Origin of the sequence: Cohnella caldifontis (assembly GCF_029360585.1) — a bacterium.
GTDB classification, from domain to species: domain Bacteria; phylum Bacillota; class Bacilli; order Paenibacillales; family Paenibacillaceae; genus Cohnella; species Cohnella caldifontis.
On record NZ_JAQZSJ010000001.1, the window covers coordinates 155,150 to 180,310 of the forward strand.

Here is a 25,161-nt window from a genome sequence, read left to right on the forward strand (position 1 = left end):
CCGAAAAAAATCCCCGCCCGTCTTGCGGACAAGGATTTCGCGGGCGGATCCGGCGTCAGCCGCGCTGCAAACCGGCCAGCGGCGCGATCCAATTCACCCAGTAGTACAAGGTGATCAGCGTGAACAGCAGCGACGGCGGAATCACGAGGATCGTGACCCGGACGTACTCCTTCCACCCGACCCGGACTTTATGCACCCGCAGGATATGCAGCCAGATCAGGGACGCCAGCGTGCCGATCGGCAGCAGCAAGGAGCCGAGGTCGCTTCCGACAACCCCCGCCAAGTAAGCCACTTTCAGCGAAAGCGGATCCAGATGCATCTCCGTCAAAGCCAACGTCCCGATCATTAAAGCCGGGTGGTTATTGACGATGGTCGACAGGAGGGACACCAATCCGCCCATGACCAGGCTCGTGTTGAGCAAGCTGGCGCCAACCGCCGGGCGGATCGCTTCCAGCAGCCAATCGGTGAGCCCGATGTTTCGCAGCGCGTAGATGATCACGTACATGCAGAACGCGAACGCCAAAATGTGCCACGGCGTCTTCTTCACGATGTCGTAAGGCGGGATCCCCCTCGTTTTCCATCTCCAAGCGAGCAGCATGACCGATCCGGCCACGGCCACGTATTCGATCGGAACGCCCAAATAGGAGGCGACGAAAAGGGCCGCCCTTACGGCGAACACGTAGAGGAAGATGCGCGCCATCAGCCGGTTCCGGTTTTTCACCCGTTCGGCGGGCGGAGGATCCATCAGCGGATGGCGGGACGAGAAACCGGGGGCTTGTCCCCAGACTCTGGGGGACGATGGCAGCCGGCGGGGAATATCCCGCAAGCAGACGATGAACAACAGGCCGAAAAGGAACAGCAGGCCGAGCATCGCCGGTACGAACATGAACAGCGTGTGCATGTACAAATCCATGCCGACGATTTGGAGCGCGATCAGGTTGACGATGTTGCTGACCCCGATCGGGGCGCTGGAGGCGGTCGCGATTAACGCGCCGGAAAGCAGGTACGGAATTTTCTGATGGTTTTTGAGTCCCAGCCGGTTCAGCAATAAAATCAAGATCGGCGTCGTGATCAGGATGCTTCCGTCGTTGTTGAAGAACAGCGTCATCAGGAAGCAGACCAGGTTCACGTAAACGAACAGCCGATACCCCGACCCTCGGGAACGAGCGGCCAGCCCGTCGGCGGCCCATTGGAAGAAACCGATGCTCTCCAGCACCATGGCGATGACGATGGTAGCGATGATCGTGATGGCCGCGCCGCTGACCGTCGCCCCGATCCGGACCAGATCCGACCAGGAGACGCTCCCCGCCAAAAAAACCAGCAGCGCGCCTCCGGTTGCCGGAACGGCTTCGTTCACTCCTTTGGGACGCCACATCATGAGCAATACGGTTAGCGCAAAGGAAAATATCGTGAGGGAGATGACGGCAGGCGAGTACATGTTGATCCTCCCCTCTCTTCCTGCCTTGGCCGTTCCCTTACCCCTCGGCGGAAGTCGTGACCGGCGCGGAGACCGCATGCACGGTCGCGACCGCTTGCTCGCCCTCCGCCTCCAAAGCAGGAACCTGAAGCCCGTCCGGTTCCGCGGGGAGATTCGGCCGTTCGGAGCTTGCGGGAGGTTTAAACAGCGCATACAGTCCCGCGGCGGCAAGCGCGATCGGCAACAGCAGGAGCCATTCCAACGATATCGCCTCCTTGATCCCACCATGCCGAACATCCGTCATGAGAGGTTGTCTGTATTGCATGTTTATGAGCGGGGGAGCCTTCCGGTTCTGATGACAATGCCTGATTGCCGCTTATTTGTTCTTTTGTACGGTACGGAGGACTGTCTGCCATCGTGAGCCGCACAACGAAAATAGGCCGTCCCGGGCGGTCGGTAACGACCGATCGGGACAGCCCCTGCGAAATCTCCATTCATATTCGGTTTCCGGACCGAAATTTCTGGGTGTGGGCGCGGGCTTCCTCCACGTTGGTCACCCGGTTGCGGCTCCACTCCAGCAGGATGCGGTCCATGTAGCGGAAATGCAGCTTCCCGGCGAACACGGACTCCTTGAGCGCGAACAACACCAAATCCTCGTCGTAACCGTCCTTGTCCAGCCAGCCGTTGATCGTCTCCACTTCCATCGGCGACAACGGACGCCCGAACTCCTGCTCGAACACGGCGAACAGATTGGTCGCGCCTCCGAATACCGCGGTTTTGGAAGCCGCCGTACGCCCGGGTCCGCGCGGATCCCCCGTTTCGCCCGTGGGCGAGGCAGGTTCTCCTCCGCCGGTCCGCATCGGAAACTCCCCGACCGCGAGCAGCGCGCCGATCTTCTGGAACAGCCCGGATAAATTATAGCGGTCCGATTGCACGCCGGTTACCGGATCCACCACTTCGTCGATGCCGATCAGCCCTTGCTTGACGAGCTTCTGCAGCGCTTGGCCCACCACGGTTGGGGAGGAGCCCAGCCGTTCCTGGAGCTGCTCGATGGTCGGGAACTCGTTTTGCTCCAGCTGCCGGAACGCCAGCAGATGGATGAGCAGCATCCCCTCCGTGTCGCTCAGCTTCAGCGCCCGGTAGGTTCTCAGCAGCGCATATGGGATGCTTACGGCGCCGTCCAAATAAGCTTCCGCCAAACCGCGGGCAATGCCGCCCCTGTCGTCCATTCTCCCAGCCCCCATTTTCAGCGTTGTCCGTTCATCGGGTCACCGTCATTCCAATTAAGGATACAAACGGTACAACATGCGGGGGAAAGCGATCGTCTCCCGGACGTGCTCCAGTCCGCAAATCCAGGCGACCGTCCGCTCCAGCCCCAGGCCGAATCCGGAATGGGGCACGCTGCCGTACCGCCGCAAATCCATGTACCACTGGTACGCTTCGTCCGAAAGGCGATGCTCGTCGAAACGCTGCCGAAGCAGCTCGGGATCGTCGATCCGCTGCGAGCCGCCGATGATTTCCCCGTATCCTTCCGGCGCGATCATGTCGGCGCAAAGCACGACCTCTGGCCGCGAAGGGTCGGGCTTCATGTAGAACGCTTTGATCGCCGTCGGGTAATGCGTGATGAACAGCGGGCGGTCGAACTTCTCCGCCAGCGCCGACTCGTGGGGCGCGCCGAAATCTTCGCCCCAAGGGAGTTCCATGCCCAACTCGGCCAGCATGCGGATCGCTTCGTCGTACGTGATGCGCGGAAACGGCGGTTTGATCCGCTCCAGCGCGGCGACGTCCCGTCCCAGCGTCTCGAGCTCGGGCCTGCAGTGTTCGAGCACGCGGCCGACCACGTGCGAGACGAATTGCTCCTGCACGCGCAAATTTTCCTCATGGTCGACGAATGCCATTTCCGGCTCGATCATCCAGAATTCGATCAGATGGCGCCTCGTTTTGGACTTCTCCGCCCGGAACGTCGGCCCGAACGAATACACCTTGCCGAGCGCCATGGCGGCGGCTTCCATGTAAAGCTGCCCGCTCTGGGTCAAGTAGGCGTCCTCGTCGAAATATCGGATGTGGAACAGCTCCGTCGTCCCTTCCGCGGAGGAGGGCGTCAAGATCGGCGGATCCACGAGCGTGAAGCCCCGTTCGTCGAAAAACTCCTGGATGGCCGAAATGATCCGGGCCCGGATCCGCATGACGGCCCGTTGACGGGGCGCGCGCAGCCAAAGATGGCGATGGTCCATCAGGAAATCGACCCCGTGCTCCTTCGGCGTGATCGGATAATCTCGGGTCAGTTGGATGATCGACAGTCCCGTCACCGACAGCTCGTAGCCGGATTGGCTCCGCTCGTCCCTGCGGACGGTGCCGGTCACGTACAGGGAGCTCTCCTGGGTCAGGCTGCCCGCGGCCTCCCACGTTTCTTCCGGGACTTCTTCCTTCACCAGCACGCCTTGAATGAAGCCCGTGCCGTCCCGCAGCTGCAGAAACTGGATTTTCCCGCTCGACCGCCGCCGGGTAAGCCAGCAGCCGATCGTGACGGATTCCCCGACATGGCTCCCGGCTTCCGAAATCGTAATCAGGGATCGGTTTTCCATAGGCGAACTTCCTCCTCTATCGTTTTACGCCGAGCTGCCTTGCCGGATCAGCCGGTACGTATCCCGCGCGATCAGCAGCTCCTCGTTGGTCGGCACGACCAGCACGGCCGTGCGGGAGCCGTCCTTCGTAATGGAACGCGGCTCGCCGGAACGGATCCGGTTCTTCTCCTCGTCCAAATCCACGCCGAGGAAAGTCAAGCCTTCGCATACTTTGCGGCGCAGCGCGTCGGAATTTTCCCCGACGCCGGCCGTGAACACGACCGCGTCCAGGCCGTCCATCGCGGCCGCATAGGACCCGATGTACTTGCGGATGCGGTAGGCGTACATCTCGAACGCCAGCCGCGCCTGCTCGTTGCCTTCCTCCATCGCTTGAATCACTTCCCGCATGTCGCTGCTGATGCCTGAGATGGCCAACAATCCGCTGTGCTTGTTCAGCATGGAATTGACTTCGTTCAGCGTGAGCTCTTCCTTATTGATCGTGTACGGAACGACGGCCGGATCGAGGTCTCCGCTGCGGGTTCCCATCATCAAACCTTCGAGCGGCGTCATCCCCATGCTGGTGTCGAACGACTTGCCGTAGAGAACCGCGGTGCAGCTGGCTCCGTTGCCGATATGGCACACGATCAGCTTCAGCTCCTCCAGCGGCCGCTTCAGGAACTCGGCCGCATTGCGGCTGACGTATTGCACCGAAGTGCCGTGGAAGCCGTATTTGCGGATCTTATGCTTCCGGTAGAGCACCATCGGAATCGCGTACATGTAAGAGCTGGGCGGCATCGTCTGATGAAACGCCGTATCGAATACCGCCGCTTGCGGCACGTCGGGCAGGTTGGCCTCCACGGCTTGAATCCCGATCATATGAGCGGGATTATGCAGCGGCGCGAGGTCGAACAGCCGGCGGATTTCCTGCTTCACGTCCGGCGTGATGAGCACCGACTCCCCGAACGATTCCCCGCCGTGGACGACGCGATGGCCGACGGCCTGGATCTCCTCGATCGAGCGAAGCACGCCGAAACGCTTATGCGTCAGCATGTCCAGCACTTTCTTGACGGCGGTCGTATGGTCCAGGATTTCGCTGACTTCGCGGACTTCCGGCCGATCCGTCACTTCATGGGACAAGATCGACGATTCCATGCCGATCCGCTCCACCTTGCCTTTGGCTTGGACGGATTCGTCCGTCATGTCGTACAGCTGGTATTTCAGCGACGAGCTTCCGGAGTTGATGACGAGCACGTTCATACGACCCGCTCACCGTCCTTGTCGTAGGCGAAAAAACCGATGCCGGTCTTGACGCCGAGATGGCCGGCGCGAACCTTCTTTTTCAGCAGGAACGACGGCCGGTATTTGAGCTCGCCGAATTCCCGGAACATCCTTTCAAGCGCCGCCAGCACCGCATCCAGGCCGAAACGGTCGGCCATGGCGAGCGGTCCCCGGTCGAACTGGTAACCGATCCGCATGGCGTCGTCGATATCCTCGGGGGAAGCCACCCCTTCCTCCAGCAGGTGCAGCGCCTCGTTGATCAGCAGGCAGATCAGCCGGGTGGTGACGAATCCGGGGGACTCGTAGACCATCACGCCTTTTTTGCCCAGCGTTTTTTCCATGAATGCCTTGGTGCGCGCGAACGTCTCTTCGGAAGTCTGCAGTCCCCGGACGATTTCCGCCACCTCGGTGCGGACGGCCGGGTAGATGAAATGCATCCCGATGACGCGTTCCGGATGTTGGGTCGACCCGGCCAGCTCCGTCAAGCTCAGCGTGGACGTGTTGCTGGCGAGGATCGCGTCCGGCGGCAAATGCCGGTCCAATTCTTCGAACACCCGTTTTTTCGCGTCCAGGTCCTCCGATATCGTCTCGATGACCAGGTCGCATTCCCCGAGATCCTGCAGCGACCTTTGTTTATGTATGCGATTCAGGATCAGCTTCTTCTCCGCGGGCGTGATCGCCCAACGCTCCATTTGCCGGTCCAGGCTCGCTTCCAGCAAGGTTAAGGACGAATCCAGCTGCTCGGGCGATCGGTCGAGGAGCAGCACGTCCAGTCCTTTCTCGGCCAGCATCTCCGCGATGCTGCGGCCCATCGTGCCTGCGCCGACGACCCCGATCTTGCGAAGCATGCTTAAGTATCCCCCTTTATGACGATGACACTGCAGTAATAGATGATCAATTCCATCTTATCATAACCGGGTTTTCCGCGGTAACGGCAGAAAAGGCGGATCGATGACAACAAGCCGCCGGAAAACGAAACCGTCCGGCAGGCTGTGCGCCCCGGACGGTTCCGTGTTCGGAGATTATGGCTGTTGCCCGCCGAACGATCGCATCGCTTCGATCCAGCGGTCCACGTAAGGGTCTTGCGCCCATTGGATCATGACCACCGTTTCGCCTTTGGCGAGCGGCACCGTAACGGGATCCGAGACGGATTCGCCGTCCCGGACGGTGCGGACGCGGATTCCCCCGACATTCGTCACGACCCCGAGCATATTGCCGTAAGTAAAGGCGTCGAGCGAGCCGGGTTCCAGCCGCTGGATCTGTTCCCAGCTCAGCGTCAATTGATCGTGCTGCACCGCTTCCGTCGGCAGCTCAACGCCCAGGAGGTCGCCGCCCGGCGTCTGCGCCGCCCATTGCCCCGGAATGCGGCTGATCCCCCACTGCTCATGGCGTTTGCCGGAAGGATCGGCGTTCCCGGCGTTCGGGACGAGTTCCTCCAGCGCGACGTGAGGTTCGGCGGCCGGATCGTTCCGCGCGGCCCCCAGCTGGGCGATGTCCTTCACCCAGAGATTGTCGGCGATGCCGCCTCGCGCGTCCCGGACTTCGGAACGGATGCTCAAATAACGGTTGCCGGCATAGACGACGCGTTCGTTCAGCAAATAATCCGGGATGGAAGCGCCCGTAAGCGCCGTATCCGCGCGGACGCTCTTGCGGCCCGTGGCTTGGATCGCCTGCAGGGCCTGCCGGCCGTCCGCCGTTTCGTTCACGGCGATTTCCCAAAAATTCTGGCCATACGGCATGTACAGTCCCGCGACGTCGGCGGCGAGCTCCAGCCGGTCGGGATCGCTTCCTTGCGGAGCGATCAGGACCGTACGGTACCGGCTTACGGTTCCGGTCGCTCCGCTCCCGGTGTCTTCCCGAAGCCCGATGAGCAGGGCGTACCGGGTGGTCGGCAAGGCCGGTGCGGCGGTCGTTTCCGCGAGGGGGGCCGAAGCGGGCGCTTGAATCTTCGCCTCTTGGGTCCCGCCTTGATGCTGTCCGTTCCATACCCATAATCCCATTCCGAAGAGCAGCACGACGAACGCGGACAACGCGTATGCGGGTACCATCCGGGAAGATCCGCGAAATCGGCCGGAACGCTCCGGTTTGCCGTCGATCCGTTCCAGGATCCTTCTGCGCAGGCGGGCATCGAAGCCTCGCCGGGGAAACGGATCGCGGGACAGCTGGTCTTTGAGCTCCTTGTCGAAGGCATCATCCATGGTCGATCTGCTCCTTCATCTTGGACAATTTCTGGCGGGCATGAAACAGCCTGGACTTGACGGTTCCTTCGGTCACGCCGAGAACCTCGGCCATTTCTTTCATGGACAGCTGATGGTGGGCGAACAGGATGATCGCTTCCCGGTATTTGACCGGCAGCTTCAAGACGAGGTCCCAGAGGTCCCCCACCGCCCATTTTTCCATCGCTTCCTGCTCCACCGAACGGGCTTCCCCCCGTTCCTCCATCCAGTCGGATAAAGTTACCTTGCGGAAAAAGGCGGATCGCCTAAAATCGATCGCCGTGTTTCGCGTGATGGTCAGCAGCCAGGTTTTCACGGAAGCGTCGCGCCGGAACGAGTGAATGTGCCGATACACTTTCAGGAACACTTCCTGCGTGATGTCGTCGGCCATGTCCCATTTGCGCGTGATGCTGTAAGCGTAGTTCCAGACCTCTTTGCCGTAGGCGGTCATGAGCTCATCCAGCAGCGCTTTGGGATCGTCCGTTTCCACGATATATTTCAGGTATTCCACGTTCGTCTCGGAGTTCAAGCCCTTGCACCTCAATTCGTTAGACGATCCGAATCGGTGTTCGGTTCAATCTTTCAGACGCAAATGGAGCCGAAAAGTTCTTCCGGAAAATCGGCGAATGCAAAAATGGCCTTCCGGCTTGTCAGCGGAAAGGCCCTATTCAATCGTCAAGATGCGGCATGAGCGGAAGAAGCGCCTCCGCCGGCGTCCTGTGCGAGGCATTCGCGCAGCCGGTCGCCCGACAGCGTTTCTTCCTTCGCCAGAACGTCCAGCATTTCGTAAAACTTGTCCTTATTAACGGCAAGATGCTGACGGGTACGGTCCATCAAGCCGTCCAGGATGCTGGCGTTCTCGCGGGCCCACTCCACTTGCGTCAGCGCTTCGGGATGCACGATGCCGAGTTCGGACATGCCGGATTCGATCAGCGTGCGCACGATGCCCGTCGCCTGTTCGAAGTCTCCCCTCGATCCGGTGCTCCGGCCGCCGTAAATGAGCTCTTCCGCGGCCGCCCCGCCGAGGGCGATCATGATTTGATCTTCGAGCGCTTGCTTCGTGTACAGGTAGCTGTCCTTGCGCGGATGGTGGCGGACGTAGCCGAGCGCTTGGCCGCGCGGCGTCAGCGACACCTGCGCGACGCTGCCGGGACGCAGCGTCTCGGCCATGAAGGCGTGGCCGAGCTCGTGCATGGCCACCCGCTCGCGCTCTTCCCGCGTCGTCTCGCGGTCGGTCCGTTCGCCCATCATCACTTTGTCGATCGCCTGCGTCAAGTCGGCTTGGCTCACCTGATCGCGGTCGTCCCGCATCGCGTAAATCGCGGCTTCGTTCATGACGCTCTCCAGCTGGGCGCCGGAGAAGCCGAACGTCTCTTCCGCGACCCGCTCCAGGGAGACGCCGTCTTCCAGCGGTTTATTGCGGGCATGCAGGCGCAAAATATGCTCGCGGCCTTTCTTGTCCGGCAAATCGACCTGGATATGCCGGTCGAACCGCCCCGGCCGCAGCAGCGCCGGATCGAGCAGCTCCTTGCGGTTGGTCGCCGCGATGAGCAGGATGCGGACGGACTCGTCCCCTTGGATGCCGTCCATCTCGGTCAGCAGCTGGTTCAGCGTCTGGTCGTATTCGCGCTGCTGGCCGCCGTCGCGCTTGCCGCCGATGCCGTCGATCTCGTCGATGAAAATGACGGCCGAGCCGCGCTTCAGCTTGACGGCCTGATTCCGGGCTTCCTTGAACAAATCTCGGATCCGGCTCGCGCCCACGCCGACGTACATTTCCACGAATTCGCTGCCCGAAGCGGCGACGAAGGCGGACTTCGTGCGGTGGGCGGCCGCTTTGGCAAGCAGCGTCTTGCCCGTTCCCGGAGGTCCCGTGAGCAGGATCCCTTTCAGCGGACGGATGCCGAGCTTCCGGATTTCCTCGCGCTTGACCATGAAGTCGAGCGCTTCGATCAGCTCTTTCTTGGCCTGTTCCTGGCCTCCGATGTCCTCGAAAGACAGCGGCGAAGGCGCCTTGGCCGGGCGCTTGCCGCCGGCCGCGCCGACCGCCAGCCCCCCGCGGGACTTGGTCATCAGGAACGCGGCGCTTGCCAGCACGCCGACCGCGACGAGCGGCATCGGTGAAACCCCGGCATAGAGCAGGAAAATCGCCAGGACGGACAGGAAGCCGATCGCGATTTCTTTGCGGTACGATTTGAAGTTACGCATTCGGCCACACCCCCATCGTCGCCGATTCGCGGGGCAGGACGACGAATTTCGCCGCTTTGCCGTCAACCAGCCGAATATAGACGTTATCGTCGTCCATGTCGGTATAAGCCTTCACGCCCGGGAAACGGGCCGACAGCTGGTCCATGGCGGTGCGGATGCCGGTATAGCGGTGGGTTTCCATCGATTCCGCGACGTCGAACAGCGAGTAGCTCCATGCTTTCTCCAGCGTTCCGTTCGAAGCGTCTGATTGCACGTTCAGCTCCAGCTTTTTGCCGGAGACCGCACCGTTGTCCTTCAATTTCCGGTAGATGTCGGCCAAATCGGCGTCGGGCGTCAGCTTCAAATCGACCGTGACTTCTCCGGAGGTCATGTCGGTTTGGGCGGAGGTCACGCCCGCCAGCGATTCCGCGACCCGGTCGAGCGGCTTCTCGACGGCGTATTGCCGGTAGAAAGTCCAACCGCCGAACAGCAAGCCCGCAGTCACTACGGCCGTCGCGAGCAAAGGCACCACTTTGATTTTCATTCGTCTAACCTCCTTGCCTAGCAAGTATGATGAGTTCATTGGATGGGATGGATAGGCTCGTTCAACGAGCGAACATATCCGAGTATATCATCTTTTGATAGACGAATGTTGCGTGAAAGACTGGCAACGCAGCCATGGAAAGCGATCGCGCTTCCTGATTCGCGAACGACCCCGCCACGGAAAAAAGCCGCAAACACGCCATGTTTCCATGGCTGCATGCGGCCGCACGAAGCGTATCAGCGATTCAACTGCCTGGCAAGTCGTAGGTTTTCAGCAGCGTTCCGTCGCGGAACGAGTAGAAATCGATGCTTTGCTGGTCGGCTCTCGGCGCTTTCTTGTAACGGATTTCCCAAATCGGCTGATCGAACGCCCACCCGGGGAGGATCCGGATCACCCGGGCGGACGGACGGTCGATCGCGAACCGTTCGCGAATTCGCGCTTCGGAATATCCGTCGCTCAGCTTCATTTTCTCGATGCCGCCTTCCCGCTCCCAGACGAACCATTCCACCCCGTCCCGGTCTTTCCCCAACACGACCCAGAGCGTTTCGTTCCAAGTGTACGAGACGGCGCTTTCGATCTCCGTAAGGCCGGCCTGCGACTCCGCCAGTCGGACGGCGTTTCTTTCCTCCCCGCGATATCCGGCGTCCGCGGAGCGAACGTACAGCACGACGCCCAGGACCGCCAGCACGACAAGGGTAACGAAAGCGGCCAGCCAGCGCGACAAAGTCATGCCCGGCAAACGCCGGCGGCTCTCGGTACGGCTCGGGGTCATCCCCGCAGCCTCTCGAAGCATGCTTGGGCCTCGTACCGGATCCGCTCTTCGTCCAGCGTCAAAAGCTCGCCGTCCCGGAGCAGCTGCCGGCCGTCCACCCAGACGTGGCGGACGTCGGCGCTCGACGCCGAGTAAACGGCGTGGGAAATCAGATCCGTGCGGGGAACGAAACGGGTGTTCGCCGTCGATACCGCGATGAAATCGGCCTTCATCCCCGGACGCAGCGCGCCGGTCACTCCCCCAAGCCCGAGCGCCCGCGCCCCGTATTCCGTGCCCATACGCAAAGCTTCCGCGGCGGGGATGACCGTCGGATCGCCGGTCACGCCTTTGTGAAGCAGCGCGGTCATCCGGATCTCCTCGAACAGGTCGAGGTTGTTGTTGCTGGCGACGCTGTCCGTGCCCAAGCCGACGGTTACGCCGGCGGCCAGCAGCTCCGGCACCCGGGCGACCCCGCTGGCCAGCTTCAGATTGCTGATCGGGTTATGCGATACCGCCACGCCGCGTGCCGCGAGCAGCGCGATTTCCTCGTCCGTCAAATGCACGGCGTGGGCGACGAGCGCCCCAGGCTTGCCGAAAAAGCCGAGCCGGTCCAAATGCTCGGGCGGGCGAACGCCGTAATCCCGTACGTTCTGCTCGACTTCGAACCGGGTTTCCGACATATGCGTATGCAAGGGCAAATCCAAATCATGGGCGGCCTCGACGACTTTGACGATGAAGTCCGGCGGGCAGGTATACGGCGCATGCGGACACATCATGACGCGGATCCGCCCGTCGGCGGCGCCATGCCAATCCTTCGCGAAGGAGACCGCGTCCTCGAGCTTCGCTTTCCGCACGTCTTCCGGCACCAATCCGATCATGCCCCGGGTCAGGACGCCCCGCAGGCCGGACTGCTCCACGACCTCTCCGACCCGGTTCATATGGTCGTACATGTCCAGGAAGGTCGTCGTCCCCGTGCGGACCAATTCGGCGGCCGCCAGCGCGGTTCCCCAGTACACGTCGTCCCCGGTAAACTTGGCTTCCATCGGCCACATGTAATTTTCCAGCCAATCCTGCAGCACCCGGTCGTCCGCGTAACCGCGCAGCAGCGACATTGCCGCGTGGCCGTGCGTATTGACGAGCCCGGGCAAGAAGAGCAGATCTTTGCCGTCCATGATCTCGTCGGCCCATTCGAGCCGTTCCGGCGTCGGTTCCCCTTCCCCGATCTCGGCGATCCTCGTTCCTTCGACCGCCATCCATCCCGCGAAATACGGACGGTTTTCCTCCAACGTTGCCAAGTATCCCCCGCGGATCAGCCACTTTTTCATGCTTCGACGTCCCCTTGTCCTTTGCGATTGTCGTCATCCATGTAATAAGCCAAGCTGAGCAGCTCCGCCGTGAAATCCGCATAATGGATCCGGACGCCCGAAGGAACCCTGAGTACGGCGGGAGCGAAATTGAGAATCCCTTTAATGCCCGCGGCCACGAACCGGTCCGCCACGTTCTGGGCTTCCGCTGCCGGCACCGTGATGATGCCGATCGTAATGCCTAGCCGCTCCACCGTCTCTTTCAGCTCATCCATCGCCTGCACGTTCAAATGGTTGATTTGGCTGCCGGTTTTGCTCTTGTCGGCATCGAAGACGGCCACGATTTTCATGTTATCCTTGGTGTACATATTGTAGTTGCAAAGGGCTCTGCCCAAATTGCCGGTGCCGACCAGCGCCACGTTCAGCATCTGGTCCAGCTTCAGGATTTGCCGGATTTTCTCGATCAGGTACGCGACGTTATAACCGACGCCCTTGCGTCCGAATTCGCCGAAAAATGCCAGGTCTTTGCGGATTTGGGCGGGATTGAGGTCCAGCTTCTCGCCCAAGTCCTGGGAAGAAACGGTCTGGACGTCGGACAAGCTGAGTTCGTTCAAATACCGCAAATAGACGGGCAGCCGGCGCACGACCGCCTCCGAAATTTTATCCTGCTTCATCCCGCTTCCCCTCCGTCCGTTCGATCCGTCTCCAGCCATTCTCTCACCCTTTCGGCCAAACCCGCGGCGGGCAAATGCTCCATTTTCGGCCCCGGCAGCGAATAGAGAAAATATTTCCCGTACCGCGTATCGATCACGCGGGTATCGTACAAAATCACGATGCCCCGGTCGCTTGCCGTTCGGACGAGCCGCCCGAATCCTTGCTTGAAGCGAATGACCGCCTGGGGCAGCGACAGCTTCATGAACGGGTTCTGGTTCTCCGCCTGCAGCTTTTCCGACTTCGCTTCGACGACGGGATGGTTCGGGGGCTGGAACGGCAGCCGCACGATCGCGAGGCAGGTGAGCGCGTCGCCCGGCAAGTCCACGCCTTCCCAATAGCTGCTCGTTCCCAAAAGCACCGAAGCGGGCCGTTCGCGGAACTGGCGGGTCAACCGGCTTCGGCTGGAGCCGTCGATCCCTTGGCCGAGCACGTCGATGCCCGACGGCTTCAGCGCTTCCTTGAGCGGCGCATAGACCGTTTTCAACATGCGGTGCGAGGTGAACAGCACCAGCATCCGCCCGCCGACCGTCCGCGCGACGTCCGTCAATGACGCCGTCAGCGCCCGTACGAATTCCGCTTCCCCGTCTCTGCCGCGAATGGCCGGAAAGTCCCGGGGGATGAGCACCAGCGCCTGCTCCCGATAGCGGAACGGAGACGGCAGGCGGGCCGTGCGCAGTCTCCCTTCCTTCTCGTGCTCCGACAGACCGAGCTGCTCCGTGACGTACTGGAACGACTTGTCGACCGTGAGGGTGGCCGACGTCATGACGACGCTGGCTTTGCGGTCGAACAACCCGTCCTTGAGCAGCTCGCTCACGTCCGCGGGTACCGCGTACATCCAGACGGAGCGTCCCCTGTATTGGAAATGGCCTTCCGCCCAATAGACGTAATCCTTTTCGTTAAACGCCAGGAACGCGGCCGTGTCTGCCCGGACGGACGCAACGTCCTTCACGGCGCCGCTCAGATCGGTCAACAATCCCTGCAGCGCGTATTCGTCCGTCTCCTCGCGGATTTCCGCGATCAGCCTTTCCATCGGACGGATGAAATCGGACAGCAGCTGGATCGCGTTCTCCGCGTCCGTCTTGACTGTCTGCCACCCGGCCGGGAGCGCATTTGGCCTCAGGCGCAGCGTCAGACTGCCGGTTTCGTCTGCAGCCGATTCGGCGGCGAGCAAGCCGAACAGCGACTCGGCATATCGCTCCCAAGCGTCCCGGATCTGGTTCAGCTTGCCGGGCATCTCCTCCGTTTTCTCGATCCAGGCTTGCGATTTCCCGTGGGAGATGGAAGCCAGAGCGATCGACAGCTGGGGAATAAGGCCGGTGCGGGAATCCCGCCACAGCCTTTGCAACGGCACGGCTAGCGAGTTGTACCCGGTTTTGCGGCCCAAGTGCTGGCTGGCGACTTCCTCCAGATGATGGGCTTCGTCTACGACCAGCCGGTCGTACGAAGGCAGCAGGCGGTGTTCCGCCCGCATGTCGGTGAAAACGAGCGCGTGGTTCGTAATGATCAGATCCGCTTTGCCGGCTTCCTGCCGGGCCCGATGGTAGAAGCAGCGGTGGAACCACGGGCAGGCGCGGTTCAGGCAAGAAGCCGCGTCGCTCGCGACGGCGTCCCATTCCTCTTTCGCGCGTCCGAGGTTCAGCTCCTCCCCTTCCCCGCGCTCGGTCTCCGAGAGCCAGACGATCATGGAGGCGCGGGCAACCGCCTCGTCTTCTCCCAGCGCATAGTCCGGCACCGTCACGCGGTTCTCGAATTTGCGGAGGCATAAGTAATTGCTGCGCCCTTTGAATACGGAAGCGCGGAACTTCACGGGCAGCACTTCCTGCAGCAAAGGAAGATCGCGCTGCCGCAGCTGTTCCTGCAGCTGGATCGTGTGGGTGGTGACGACGATTTTTTTCGATTCCTTCAGCCCATAATAGAGAGAAGGAAGCAAGTAACCCAGCGATTTGCCCGTTCCGGTTCCGGCCTCGACGAGCAGATGGGAGTCCGTCGCGAACGCCTCAAGCACTTCGCCGAACATGATGGACTGTCCTTCGCGTTCCTCGTAGGCGGGAAGCATTTCTTTCATTTTGCGGGCGGTTTCGGAAGACAGTTCTTCGAAGGTCATGCCGGACAGCACTTTTGCCGCTTCTGCCGTCTCGTCCTGCCGGCCGGACGAATCTTCGTCGCTCCATTCGCCGGCTTTCATGGCGAATTGACGATGGTAATGGTAGCCTTCGGGATCCGGCAGCAATTGGGTTTCCCGCTCCCGCAGCGTTAAGCCGATGTACCAGCCGAGGTCGCTGAGGTCGGGATCGAACAGCGCCCCCACCCTCTGCAGCGTCAGCAAGGGCATCGAACGCAGCTTGTCCGTCGCGATGCGGAACAGCTCCGCCGTGGCCATCGCGTCGCTGTCCGCCCGGTGCGGCCTGTCGTGGCCGATCCCGAAAGACGACGCGAGGGACGACAGCTGATAGGACGGCAGGGAAGGATACGCGATTCGCGCGAGCTTCGCGGTGTCCAGCAAGCGTCCGGTGTAGGGCAAATAGCCGCAACGGTCCAGAGCGGCCTGCAGGAACCCGGCGTCGAAGCCGACGTTGTGGCCGACCAGCACCGCGTCTTGAAGCAGCGGCACCATTCGGGCGAGCACGTCCTCGAGTTCCGGGGCTTCGCGCACGTCCTCGTCCGTAATGCCGGTCAGGGCGGAAATCTCTTCCGGGATCGGTTTTTCCGGACGCACGAAGCTGGCGAACGTGGAACAGACGGCACCCGCTTCGTCGATGACCGCGAGTCCCGCCTGAATGATTTCGTCTTTCGTCTCGGACAATCCCGTCGTCTCGAAATCGAGCACGGCGAATTTCATGAAAACGGACTTCCTTTCTACGCGGAGGCTTTCTTATACCGTGGCATGCAGCTCCGCGCTTCCGAACTGCAATTCCAGATCCCCGCCGCCGCTGCGGCAGCGGTCCAGGTTGCGCCGGGCTTCGCCGAACGTCGGGTCGGCTTCGATCGCTTGCCGGAACAGCTGCCGCGCTTGGTCGAGCTGCGCGAACACGGCCTGGATGCAGCCGAGCGCATTCAAGGCGATCGCCTTCAGCTTCGGCTCGTCGGCCAATGCGGCGATCAGTCGAAAATGCCGCTGGGCTTCGTTCCACTCCTTCAGATGCATGCGTGACATCGCCAAATACAGCCTGGCGGAAAGCAGGTCGGGGTAAGTCCGCACGGTTTCCTCCAAATGCCGCGCCGCCTGGTCGAACATGTGAAGCTTGAAATAGCCCTGCCCTTTTTGAAACGTGCCGAGCAGCAGTTCCGCCGGCGGCGGGGCGGCGCCTTCTTCCTGCAGCTCCCGGAACAGGGATAGTTTATCCTCCAGCTGCAGCCATTGCTCCACCAGATCGTCGCTCATCGCTTTGAGCGCGGTCCACTGTTCCAACATGCGGCCGCGTTCCGCCTCGTCGGCCCCGGGATAACGGAGAATCAGTTCGTCGAGCGATTCGTGAAGAGCGGAGAACCATTGCCGGATGACAGACATGCGCGTACCCCCTTCTCGCAGGCTGTACTGCTCATTCTGCGTCGCGGGGGATGCTTTCATACGCCTTGCCAAACGGTCGAATGCGGTTCTTGCGCCATCAATTCGACAGGCCGGTTTTTGTCGTCCATGAAGGCGACTTTCGGCTGATGCCGCCGGCATTCTTCCTCGGACATCAAGGCATAGCTGATGATGATGACCTTATCTCCCGGGTGGACCAATCGGGCCGCCGCCCCGTTGAGGCAGATCACGCCGGAGCCGCGCGGACCCGGAATGGCGTACGTTTCGAAACGGGCGCCGTTATTGTTGTCGACGATTTGGACCTTCTCGTTGGGCAGGATGTCCACCAGATCCATCAGGTCCTCGTCGATCGTGACGCTGCCCATGTATTCCAGGTTGGCTTCGGTTACGGTCGCGCGATGGATTTTGGACTTCATCATTTGCCGGAACATGTTCATTTCACCTCCGAAGGGAATAGGAGCACGTTGTCGATGAGCCGCGTTTTCCCGAAACGGACGGCCAATGCGACGAGCAGCGGTTCCCGCGATTCTCTGAGCGGACGATCCGCGGGCGGGTGGCCCAACTCCGGATACGTCGCGACTTCCACGTACTCGATGTCCGCCAGCGGCTGGGAACGGATCCGTCCGCGTATGCGGACCGTCAGCTCGGCTTCGGACATCCCGTCTTCGATCCAGCCCGCCACCTGCGACAAAGTCTGGGACAAAATCAAGGCTTGCCGGCGTTCCTCCGGGTTGAGATAGACATTGCGCGAGCTCAGGGCGAGCCCGTCTTGTTCCCGCACGATCGGGCAAGGGACGATATCGACCGGAAAGTTGAGATCCTCGGTCATGCGGGCGATCACGGACACCTGCTGGGCGTCTTTCAAACCGAAGTAAGCCCGGTCCGGCTGCACGATATGGAACAGTTTGGAAACGACCGTCGCGACGCCGTCGAAATGTCCCGGCCGGCTCGCGCCGCATAGGCGTTCGGTCACGCCGGACACGCTCACGGTCGTGCGGGGCTTATCCGGATACATTTCGGTCACCGACGGCAGGAACACCAGGTTCGCCCCGGCCTCCGCCGCGACCTTCAAATCCCGCTCTTCGTCGCGCGGATAGCGGTCGAAATCCTCGTTGGGGCCGAATTGGATCGGATTCACGAATATGCTGAGCACCGTCAAGCCGTTCTCTTCCGCCGAACGGCGGATCAGGCTGGCGTGCCCTTCGTGCAGGTAACCCATCGTCGGAACGAGCCCGACTTGGGCGCTTGCCGCGTGCGCGCGGCGGTAAGCCGCGATTTCTTCCCTCAGTTCGGCGATTTGCCGAACGACTTTGGGGGTCATGTCGGATCTCCTCCGTATAGCCGGGAAGACAGGGCCCAATCCTTGGCGGAGGCGTCATCCAGCGGAAACCCGTGCTTCTCTTCCGGAAATTGGCGCGATTTCACGTCGCCGACGTAATTCCCGATCGCTTGCCTTATCGTTTCGCCGACATCGGCGTAAGTTTTCACGAATCGTTTGTCCCTTATCCCGGAGCCGTACCGGATGATGTCGTGGAAGACGAGCACCTGCCCGTCGCAGCCCCGCCCGGCCCCGATGCCGACGGTCGGCACCTGCAGGGATTTCGATACGGCGGCGGCGAGCGGTTCGGTCACGAGTTCCAGCACGATGCCGAACACGCCGGCTCGCTCAAGCGCATGGGCGTCATCCAGCAGCTTTTCCGCTTCCTGCCGGTCTTTGCCTTGCACCTTGTAACCGCCGATCGTATGGACGGATTGCGGCGTCAAACCGAGATGGCCGATCACCGGGATTCCGGCTGCGGTCAGCCGGCGAATCTCGTCCGCCAGATCGGCTCCGCCTTCCATCTTCACGGCATGGGCTCCGCCCTCCCGCATGAGACGGGCGGCGTTCCGGAGCGTTTCCTCCGGTCCCAAGCGGTACGTGGCGAACGGCATGTCGGAGATGATCATCGTCCCGGGCGCTCCCCGGACGACGGCCCGGGTATGGTAAATCATGTCCTCCAGCGTGACGGGAACGGTCGTGTCGTAGCCGAGCACGACGTTGCCCAGCGAATCGCCGACCAGGATCGCGTCGACGCCGGCTTCTTCCGCCAAGCGGGCGGACGGATAATCGTAGGCCGTCAGCACCGCGATCGGTTGGCCGGAAGCTTTCATGGCTTTGAATTTCGGTACGGTCAATGCTTGCTTCATGGGATGGTCCTCCTTGGATTCGGATGGTCCTCCTTAATTTCTCCCCCAAAAGTGACGGGAAGCTCTGCCGCTTATTCCGATAGTTGGGGTCCCCACAAAGTAATCGGAATGCGCTTCGAAGGCTATCTTCACTTTTTGGGGAAAGACGGGGGTGGGCCCAACTTCGTCCTACACGGCAAAAAAACCCATCTGCCCGAGGCAAAAGGGTTTCCAACACATCGAACGTCAGTCACGTCCTTCTGTCTCGGTCCCTTCGGCTCTGAGCAGAATCCGCCGTGCTTCTTGGACGGTATTCCATTGTAGATCGGTCTAGCGCAAGCTTCGGCAAGTGCGGTTCGCACGGGGCGATACCACCTTGCGCAAAACCAGTATAACACGGCTCCCCGCGGCCGTCCAATAGGCCGCTCCCGAAAGAGCCGCGTCTCAGGAGTTCGGGGTTTCCGCCGAATAAACCGTGCGCAAGCTTCCGTCCTTCAGACGGACTTTCAGCCCTCCAGAATCGTCCAACGCTTCCGGCACGCCCTCCACGACGCCCTGCGGAGTGAGCAGGGCCGCGGGCCGATGGAGCGTGACCGAATGCGCCTCCCACAGCATGCGGATCGGAGCGAACCCTTCCTGCTGGTACAAGGCGTATAGGTTCTCGAACTCCTCCATCGCCGCCGCGATGAGCGAAGCCCGGTCGACGGGACGGCCGGACGCCGTTTTGAGGGAAACCGCCTTCGTCCGAAGCTCTTCCGGATAGTCTTCCTCGTCCAGGTTCGCCGAAATCCCGATGCCGACCGCTACGTATTTCAGCCTTTCGTCTTCTGCCGCGGACTCGAGCAGAATGCCGCTGATTTTCCTCCCGTTCACCAGCAGGTCGTTCGGCCATTTGATTCCGATGTCCAGCGGAACGACCCGGACAATGGCCCGGCTGAGCGCCACGGCGGCCAGCAGCGTAAGCTGAGGGGTAAACACCAGCGGAACCTGCGGCCTTAAGAGCAGGCTCATCCAGACCCCTTTGCCGGGCGGAGACAGCCAGGAACGGCCCATCCGGCCGCGGCCTTGCGTCTGGCTTTCGGCGATGACCAGCGTTCCTTCGGGCGCGCCTTCCGCCGCCAGCTTCCGCAATTCGTCCTGCGTGGACCCGACTTCTTCATACAGCTTCAAGTTGCGTCCGAAGGAGCGGGTCGTCAGTTTCGGCAGCAGGTCGTGCAGGGAAAGGCGGGAAGGGCGGCCGGACAGCCGGTACCCCAGCCTCGGAACGGCGTCGATGACGTATCCTTCCGCTTCCAGCTTGCGGATTTGCTTCCAGACCGCGGTCCGGCTCACGTTCAGCTTGCGGCTGATGTCCTCCCCCGAAACGTAAGCGCCCGAAGCCTCCTCCAGCAGCGCCAGCAGGGTTGTCGAATGGCTCAACTTATGACTCATCTCCTGTATCCGCGTTTGCGGGTTTCGGCGTCGGACCGTCCGCCTGCCGAGCAGCGGCTTCCAGCAGCGTCTCTTTCTCGTTCGCCAACCGCCCGAAAGCGACGTCATGCAAAAGTCGCCGCAGCGCGGCCGCGATCCACGGCCCCGGTTGCCGGTTCAGCCTCCGCGCCAACTCGTCGCCTCGAACGGCCAACTGGCCCGCGGAATGAATCGGAAGCTCGTCCAGCCAGCCGCGGTACAGGCCCGCCTGCTCCCTCGTCTCCGTCCAATCCGAGGCAACGGAGTGTCCGAGGTCCAACACGGCTTCGATAAAGGCTTGCCGATTTCCGAATCCGTTCGCCATCCGTTCTTCGAATCGCAGCATGGCGGCGATTCTCGTCACCCGCTTCGCGCTGTACCGCAGCGTCCGGCAAAGCGTCTCGGCTTCGTACGCCGCCGCGCCGGCCCGGATCAGCCACGACGCCCAGCGGATTTCCGGATCCCGGATGGCGGACAATTCGCGCATCCCCGAGCGGATAGGCATCGCGGTCATGGCCGTGACGCATGCGGGCAGCGGTTCCTTGACCGCCTTCAGCAGGCCGGAGCGCAGCAGCAGCCGGCAAGCGCGCTCCGGATCGGCTCCCGCCATCATTTTCTCCCATTCCGAGCCGATCCGCTCCATCGCGACGAGGCGCAGCCTCGGCGCTTGCAAACGAATCCCCCGCCAGACGGAGAGCGGCAGTCCGAAGCCGAAGGCGGCCGCGAAGCGGATCGCGCGGAGCATCCGAAGCGCATCCTCCCCGAACCGTTCCGCGGCGTCCCCGACGCAGCGGATCATCCGGCGCCCGAGATCTTCCCGGCCGCCGAACGGATCCACGACGCTGCCGTCCAGCCCTACGGCCATCGCATTGATCGTAAAATCCCTCCGCGCCAAATCCCGGCGGAGCTCGCGGACGAATTCGACCCGATCCGGCCTTCTCGCGTCCGCGTAGCCGAACTCCGTCCGGAACGTCGTCACTTCGAACGTTCGTCCCTTATGAAGCACCGTCACGGTGCCATGCCGCAGGCCGGTCGGAATCGTGCGGTCGAACGCCGCGGAAACTTCCTCCGGCCAGGCCGACGTGGCGATGTCGACATCGTGCAACGGCCGCCCGAGCAGGCGGTCCCGAACGCACCCGCCGACCAGGTAAGCCTCATGCCCGCAGGCGGCCAGCTTCCGGACTACGTCCAGCCCCGCGCCCCAGAGGGCTTCGTCTTCCTGCCGTCCTACGCTTGGCATGCCGTCATCGGGACTTCCGCCGGCAACCCCAGCACGCGATAATAGATTCGCTCGTATTGGGCGCTGATTTTTTCGTCGCAAAATTCCTCATGGGCCCGCTTCAAGCAAGCTTCCCGGAAATCCGCGTACTTTTTCCGGTCCTCCAGCAATTCCAGCGCATACGCCGCCATGGCGTCGGTATCCCCGATCGGGGCCAAATACCCCGTCACGCCGTGCTGAACCAGCTCCGGAATGCCGCCGGCCATGGAGCCGATCGTCGGCACGCCGCAGGCCATCGCTTCCAAAGCGACCAGCCCGAAGCTTTCCTTCTCGGAAGGCAGCAGCATCAAATCCGCGATCGACACGACCTGCGCGACGTCGTCCTGCTTGCCGAGCAGGATTACCCGTTCCCGCAGGCCCATGCACTCGATTTTATGCTGCAGTCTCGGCAGCTCGGGACCTTCCCCGACGAGAATGAGCTTGGCCGGCATCCGCTGGCTGACTTTGGCGAAAATGTCCACGACGTCGGACGTCCGCTTCACCGGGCGGAAATTGGAAATGTGCATGAGCACCTTCTCCCCCGGCTCCGCGTATTCGCGCCGAAGGTCGCTGCATTCCCGGGGGTAGTAGATACGCTTATCCACGAAATTATAGGTGAGATCGATCGGTTCGGAGATGTCGAGCAGCTCCCGGGTTTCCTTGATCAAGTCCTGGCTGACCGCGGTCACGGCGTCGCTCTTGCGGATGCCGAGGCGAATGATGTCCTTGAGCGTCTCGTCCTGCGCCAACACGGTGATGTCCGTGCCGTGCAGCGTCGTGACCACTTTCAGCCCGTCCCCGGACATTTCCTTGGCCAAATAGGCGCAGATCGCATGAGGGACGGCGTAATGCACGTGCAAAATGTCGAGACCGACGCGCTGCGCGACCTGGTTCATTTTGCTGGCCAGCGACAAGTCGTAAGGAGGATAACGGAAGACGTAATAATCCGTTACTTCGACTTCGTGATAGTAAATGTTGCGCTGGAACTTCCCGAGTCGGAACGGCATGCTGTGCGCGATAAAATGGATTTCGTGGCCTTTTTCGGCCAAAATTTTGCCGAGTTCGGTCGCCACGACGCCGGATCCGCCCAAAGACGGATAACACGTTATGCCGATTTTCAGCCGTTTCATGGAGTTCCTCCTTTAATGGAGTCTCTGATCGATTGTATTCCGCTACGGCTTGCTCTCTTGCCGCACCGGACGATGATTCTGCTCCGGTTAGAACAATCCGACCCTCAGCGGCCCTTTCGCGATGAAACCTTCGGCGTAAAGCAGCCGGTGCGGCTGGCCGAACAGGCGGTCTCTCGCTTCCACGTTGTCGAGATATCCCCGGGTCAGAGGCGTTTCCACCCAGTCCGCCAAATCCCCGGCCGGCTCGAATTGGGATCGGTACGCCCGGAGGGCGGCCATTTTGCGAGGCTGCTCCTCCGTGATATCGACGACGAGTCCCGGCGCATGGACGTCGTTGATGAAGTAAAATAACAGCATGTCCGCCGTCCAAGCCGGTTCTTCCGGCCGATAACGGCGCAATTTGGCGTTAAAGACGGCCTCCTCGGCCATTCGGCCGCAGGCGGCATGGTCCGGATGCCGATCGATCGGATAAGGCGCGAAGACGAACCGGGGGCGATGGCGCCGGATGGCGGATACCATCAGGTCCAGCTGCGCGGCAACCGGGGTGAGCCCCCGGTCCGGCAGCCCGAGATTTTCCCGGACGGACAGCCCCAGCTCGCGGCTGGCCGCGGCCGCTTCTCGCTGCCGAGTCTCGACGTCTCCGTTGGAGGACAACTCGGCATAGGTAAGATCGATGATGCCGACTTTGCGGCCGGCCGCCGTATGCTTCACGATCGTTCCGCCCATGCCGATCTCCGCGTCGTCGGGATGCGCGGCGAAGATCAGCAGATCGAGCCGGCGATCGTCCGCTCCGCTCATTCGTCGATCCCCGGCTTGTATTTATGTACCAGCTCCCGCCAGGCGAAATCACCGCGGTCCAGCGCCCGAACCAGCAATTCCGCCGTGGCGATGTTCGTCGCGACCGGAATGCCCTGCACGTCGCATAATCGCAGGAGGGCCGATATATCCGGCTCGTGAGGCTGCGCCATCAGCGGATCCCGCAGGAAAATGATGAAGTCCATGACGTTCTCCGCCACCAAGGCTCCGATCTGCTGGTCCCCGCCAAGCGGTCCCGACGCGAAGCGATGGACGGACAGCGACGTGGCGTCCATGATCCGCTGTCCCGTCGTTCCGGTGGCGTAAAGCTTGTGAGGTTTGAAGACATGCTCATAAGCGGTGACGAAATTGACCATTTCGTCCTTCTTGCGGTCGTGCGCGATCAGCGCGATTTCCAGCATGACCCGGTTTCCCCTCTCTTCAGTCCATCAAATGCTCGAATCCGTAAATCATGCCGGTGACCGACATGATTTTCTTCACCGCGACGCTCACGCCCGGCATGTAGCCGGCCCGTTCGTACGAATCGTGCCGGATTTTGAGCGTCTGCCCGAACGCGCCGAACACGACCTCCTGCTGCGCGAACACGCCGGGTAGCCGCACGCTGTGAATGCGGAACCCGTTATAGTATCCGCCGCGCGCGCCTTCGATCAGTTCCTCTTCGTGCGGGTTGCCCTGACGAAGCTCCCGGCGCGTCTCCGAAATCCATTCGGCCGTGCGGATCGACGTGCCCGATGGCGCGTCCAGTTTCTGATCCCCGTGGTATTCGATGATTTCCACATGGGGAAAATATTTGGCAGCCATCGCCGAAAATTTCATCATCAGAATGGCGCCGATCGAGAAAGAGGGCGCGATCAAGCCGCCGATTCCGCGATCGCGGCACTGCTTGTCCAACTCGGAAATTTGCTCCGGCGTGAATCCGGTCGTTCCGATGACCGGTCGAACGCCGTGGGCAATGGCCGTCTCCGTGTTCGGCATGGCGGATTTGGGGTTCGTGAAATCGACGAGCACGTCGGGTTTGGCCCTTTCCAACGCGGACGCCAAATCGTTCGCGACGAGCACGCCGGTATCCGGCTTGCCCGCCAGGCTGCCGGCATCGACCGGCCCCGAAGTGCGGGCGACGGCCGCTACGAGCGTAAGCTCGGGGTCCTCCAGGATCATCCGGACCGTCTCGCGGCCCATCCGGCCGGTCGCGCCGGCCACGGCTACGGTAATGGGTTTCGACATGCGGCTCACCTTTTTCTGTAGGGTTTGGGAGAGGATAATTGCGATTGGACGAGACGCCGCCTTTCTTTCCGCCACTCGCGGAGCAGACGGCCCGCCTCTTCATGCTGCGGCTCCAGGTTCAGCGCTTCGCGCAAGTTGGCGATGGCCGAACGCAGGTCTCCTTGCATATGGTTGGCCATCCCCAGCAGCAGCTTCGCTTCCGCCGACAGCGGATCGAGCGACTCCGCTTCCCGGAGCAGCCTTGCCGCCAGGTCCGGTTCCGGGACCGGAAGCTCCAGCAGACCGCGGGCTTCGGAAACGAGCCTTTTGGCTTCCAAAGCGTCCACGTTCATGGCGTATACCGGGTCTTCCGGATCGAGTTCCGCCGCTTTCCGGGCGTATCGTTCCGCGGCAGCCGTTTTCCCGCTTCTCGCAAGCGTAATGGAAGCTTTATAATAATAAGACGCATTGTCCGGTTCCAGCCCGATCGCCCGGTCGAACCAAGCCGCCGCGGATTCGAAATCTCCGTGGAAAATGGCGTCGTAGGCTTGCCGGAGACAGGTTTCCCCGTCCATGCCGTCCTTGTTTTCCAGGTTCGACCGGTCCTTGTCCGTCATGCCGTCCATCCTCCTTTTCCGTAA

25 protein-coding genes are annotated in these 25,161 nt (G+C 61.7%); all 25 read right to left on the minus strand.

The annotated features are described in order from the left end of the window. Positions 1-55: 55 nt before the first annotated feature. Positions 56-1,438, minus strand: coding sequence for an arsenic transporter (locus PTZ19_RS00735; protein WP_276351533.1), 1,383 nt, complete (start codon positions 1,436-1,438; stop codon positions 56-58). Between the two features lie 37 nt (positions 1,439-1,475). Further along, a complete protein-coding gene (locus PTZ19_RS00740; RefSeq protein ID WP_276351534.1) occupies positions 1,476-1,679 on the minus strand; it encodes a hypothetical protein in 204 nt (67 codons plus the stop codon). Between the two features lie 232 nt (positions 1,680-1,911). Further along, positions 1,912-2,646 carry a DnaD domain-containing protein gene (locus tag PTZ19_RS00745; protein ID WP_276351535.1) on the minus strand — a complete coding sequence of 245 codons (735 nt, stop codon included), beginning with the start codon at positions 2,644-2,646 and terminating at the stop codon, positions 1,912-1,914. Positions 2,647-2,700: 54 nt separating this feature from the next. After that, on the minus strand, positions 2,701-4,002 hold the full coding sequence (gene asnS / locus PTZ19_RS00750; RefSeq protein WP_276351536.1) for an asparagine--tRNA ligase: 1,302 nt from the start codon (positions 4,000-4,002) through the stop codon (positions 2,701-2,703). Positions 4,003-4,026: 24 nt separating this feature from the next. Then, positions 4,027-5,238, minus strand: a complete 1,212-nt coding sequence (locus PTZ19_RS00755) for an acetate/propionate family kinase (RefSeq protein WP_276351537.1) — start codon at positions 5,236-5,238, stop codon at positions 4,027-4,029. After that, positions 5,235-6,107, minus strand: coding sequence for a 3-hydroxyacyl-CoA dehydrogenase family protein (locus PTZ19_RS00760; RefSeq protein WP_276351538.1), 873 nt, complete (start codon positions 6,105-6,107; stop codon positions 5,235-5,237). Before PTZ19_RS00760 ends, PTZ19_RS00755 begins: the two co-directional genes overlap by 4 nt. A gap of 174 nt (positions 6,108-6,281) precedes the next feature. Further along, a complete protein-coding gene (locus tag PTZ19_RS00765; RefSeq protein ID WP_276351539.1) occupies positions 6,282-7,457 on the minus strand; it encodes a hypothetical protein in 1,176 nt (391 codons plus the stop codon). Continuing rightward, the gene (locus PTZ19_RS00770; RefSeq protein WP_276351541.1) at positions 7,450-8,004 is read right to left on the minus strand and encodes an RNA polymerase sigma factor; all 555 of its coding nucleotides are present in this window, start codon (positions 8,002-8,004) and stop codon (positions 7,450-7,452) included. Before PTZ19_RS00770 ends, PTZ19_RS00765 begins: the two co-directional genes overlap by 8 nt. A 146-nt stretch (positions 8,005-8,150) precedes the next feature. After that, positions 8,151-9,680, minus strand: a complete 1,530-nt coding sequence (locus tag PTZ19_RS00775) for an AAA family ATPase (RefSeq protein WP_276351542.1) — start codon at positions 9,678-9,680, stop codon at positions 8,151-8,153. After that, positions 9,673-10,203 carry a hypothetical protein gene (locus PTZ19_RS00780; protein ID WP_276351544.1) on the minus strand — a complete coding sequence of 177 codons (531 nt, stop codon included), beginning with the start codon at positions 10,201-10,203 and terminating at the stop codon, positions 9,673-9,675. Before PTZ19_RS00780 ends, PTZ19_RS00775 begins: the two co-directional genes overlap by 8 nt. Positions 10,204-10,447: 244 nt before the next feature. Beyond that, complete coding sequence (locus PTZ19_RS00785) at positions 10,448-10,975, minus strand: cell wall elongation regulator TseB-like domain-containing protein (protein ID WP_276351545.1); 528 nt, start codon at positions 10,973-10,975, stop codon at positions 10,448-10,450. Next, positions 10,972-12,279, minus strand: a complete 1,308-nt coding sequence (locus PTZ19_RS00790) for an amidohydrolase (protein ID WP_276351546.1) — start codon at positions 12,277-12,279, stop codon at positions 10,972-10,974. The genes PTZ19_RS00785 and PTZ19_RS00790 overlap by 4 nt, the downstream gene beginning before the upstream one ends. Next, positions 12,276-12,932 carry a redox-sensing transcriptional repressor Rex gene (locus PTZ19_RS00795; protein ID WP_276351547.1) on the minus strand — a complete coding sequence of 219 codons (657 nt, stop codon included), beginning with the start codon at positions 12,930-12,932 and terminating at the stop codon, positions 12,276-12,278. The genes PTZ19_RS00790 and PTZ19_RS00795 overlap by 4 nt, the downstream gene beginning before the upstream one ends. Further along, positions 12,929-15,811 (minus strand): ATP-dependent DNA helicase DinG, encoded by a 2,883-nt coding sequence (gene dinG / locus PTZ19_RS00800; protein ID WP_276351548.1) that lies wholly within the window; start codon positions 15,809-15,811, stop codon positions 12,929-12,931. Before dinG ends, PTZ19_RS00795 begins: the two co-directional genes overlap by 4 nt. Before the next feature lie 33 nt (positions 15,812-15,844). Beyond that, on the minus strand, positions 15,845-16,480 hold the full coding sequence (locus PTZ19_RS00805; RefSeq protein WP_276351549.1) for a tetratricopeptide repeat protein: 636 nt from the start codon (positions 16,478-16,480) through the stop codon (positions 15,845-15,847). Between the two features lie 56 nt (positions 16,481-16,536). Continuing rightward, positions 16,537-16,929 (minus strand): aspartate 1-decarboxylase, encoded by a 393-nt coding sequence (panD, locus tag PTZ19_RS00810; RefSeq protein ID WP_276351550.1) that lies wholly within the window; start codon positions 16,927-16,929, stop codon positions 16,537-16,539. A 2-nt stretch (positions 16,930-16,931) separates the two neighbouring features. Next, complete coding sequence (panC, locus tag PTZ19_RS00815; RefSeq protein WP_276351551.1) at positions 16,932-17,819, minus strand: pantoate--beta-alanine ligase; 888 nt, start codon at positions 17,817-17,819, stop codon at positions 16,932-16,934. After that, a complete protein-coding gene (gene panB, locus PTZ19_RS00820; RefSeq protein WP_276351552.1) occupies positions 17,816-18,685 on the minus strand; it encodes a 3-methyl-2-oxobutanoate hydroxymethyltransferase in 870 nt (289 codons plus the stop codon). Before panB ends, panC begins: the two co-directional genes overlap by 4 nt. A gap of 423 nt (positions 18,686-19,108) precedes the next feature. Beyond that, positions 19,109-20,083: a biotin--[acetyl-CoA-carboxylase] ligase gene (locus PTZ19_RS00825; RefSeq protein WP_276351553.1), complete on the minus strand. Its 975-nt coding sequence runs from the start codon at positions 20,081-20,083 to the stop codon at positions 19,109-19,111. Position 20,084: 1 nt separating this feature from the next. Continuing rightward, the gene (locus PTZ19_RS00830) at positions 20,085-21,353 is read right to left on the minus strand and encodes a CCA tRNA nucleotidyltransferase (RefSeq protein WP_276351554.1); all 1,269 of its coding nucleotides are present in this window, start codon (positions 21,351-21,353) and stop codon (positions 20,085-20,087) included. Beyond that, complete coding sequence (bshA, locus tag PTZ19_RS00835) at positions 21,341-22,501, minus strand: N-acetyl-alpha-D-glucosaminyl L-malate synthase BshA (protein WP_276351556.1); 1,161 nt, start codon at positions 22,499-22,501, stop codon at positions 21,341-21,343. The genes PTZ19_RS00830 and bshA overlap by 13 nt, the downstream gene beginning before the upstream one ends. 87 nt (positions 22,502-22,588) lie before the next feature. Then, positions 22,589-23,299 carry a bacillithiol biosynthesis deacetylase BshB1 gene (gene bshB1, locus PTZ19_RS00840; protein WP_276351558.1) on the minus strand — a complete coding sequence of 237 codons (711 nt, stop codon included), beginning with the start codon at positions 23,297-23,299 and terminating at the stop codon, positions 22,589-22,591. Beyond that, positions 23,296-23,718, minus strand: a complete 423-nt coding sequence (gene mgsA, locus PTZ19_RS00845) for a methylglyoxal synthase (protein ID WP_276351559.1) — start codon at positions 23,716-23,718, stop codon at positions 23,296-23,298. The genes bshB1 and mgsA overlap by 4 nt, the downstream gene beginning before the upstream one ends. Positions 23,719-23,737: 19 nt before the next feature. Beyond that, a complete protein-coding gene (dapB, locus tag PTZ19_RS00850) occupies positions 23,738-24,541 on the minus strand; it encodes a 4-hydroxy-tetrahydrodipicolinate reductase (RefSeq protein WP_276351560.1) in 804 nt (267 codons plus the stop codon). Between the two features lie 5 nt (positions 24,542-24,546). After that, positions 24,547-25,137 (minus strand): tetratricopeptide repeat protein, encoded by a 591-nt coding sequence (locus PTZ19_RS00855; RefSeq protein WP_276351562.1) that lies wholly within the window; start codon positions 25,135-25,137, stop codon positions 24,547-24,549. Positions 25,138-25,161: the final 24 nt, after the last annotated feature.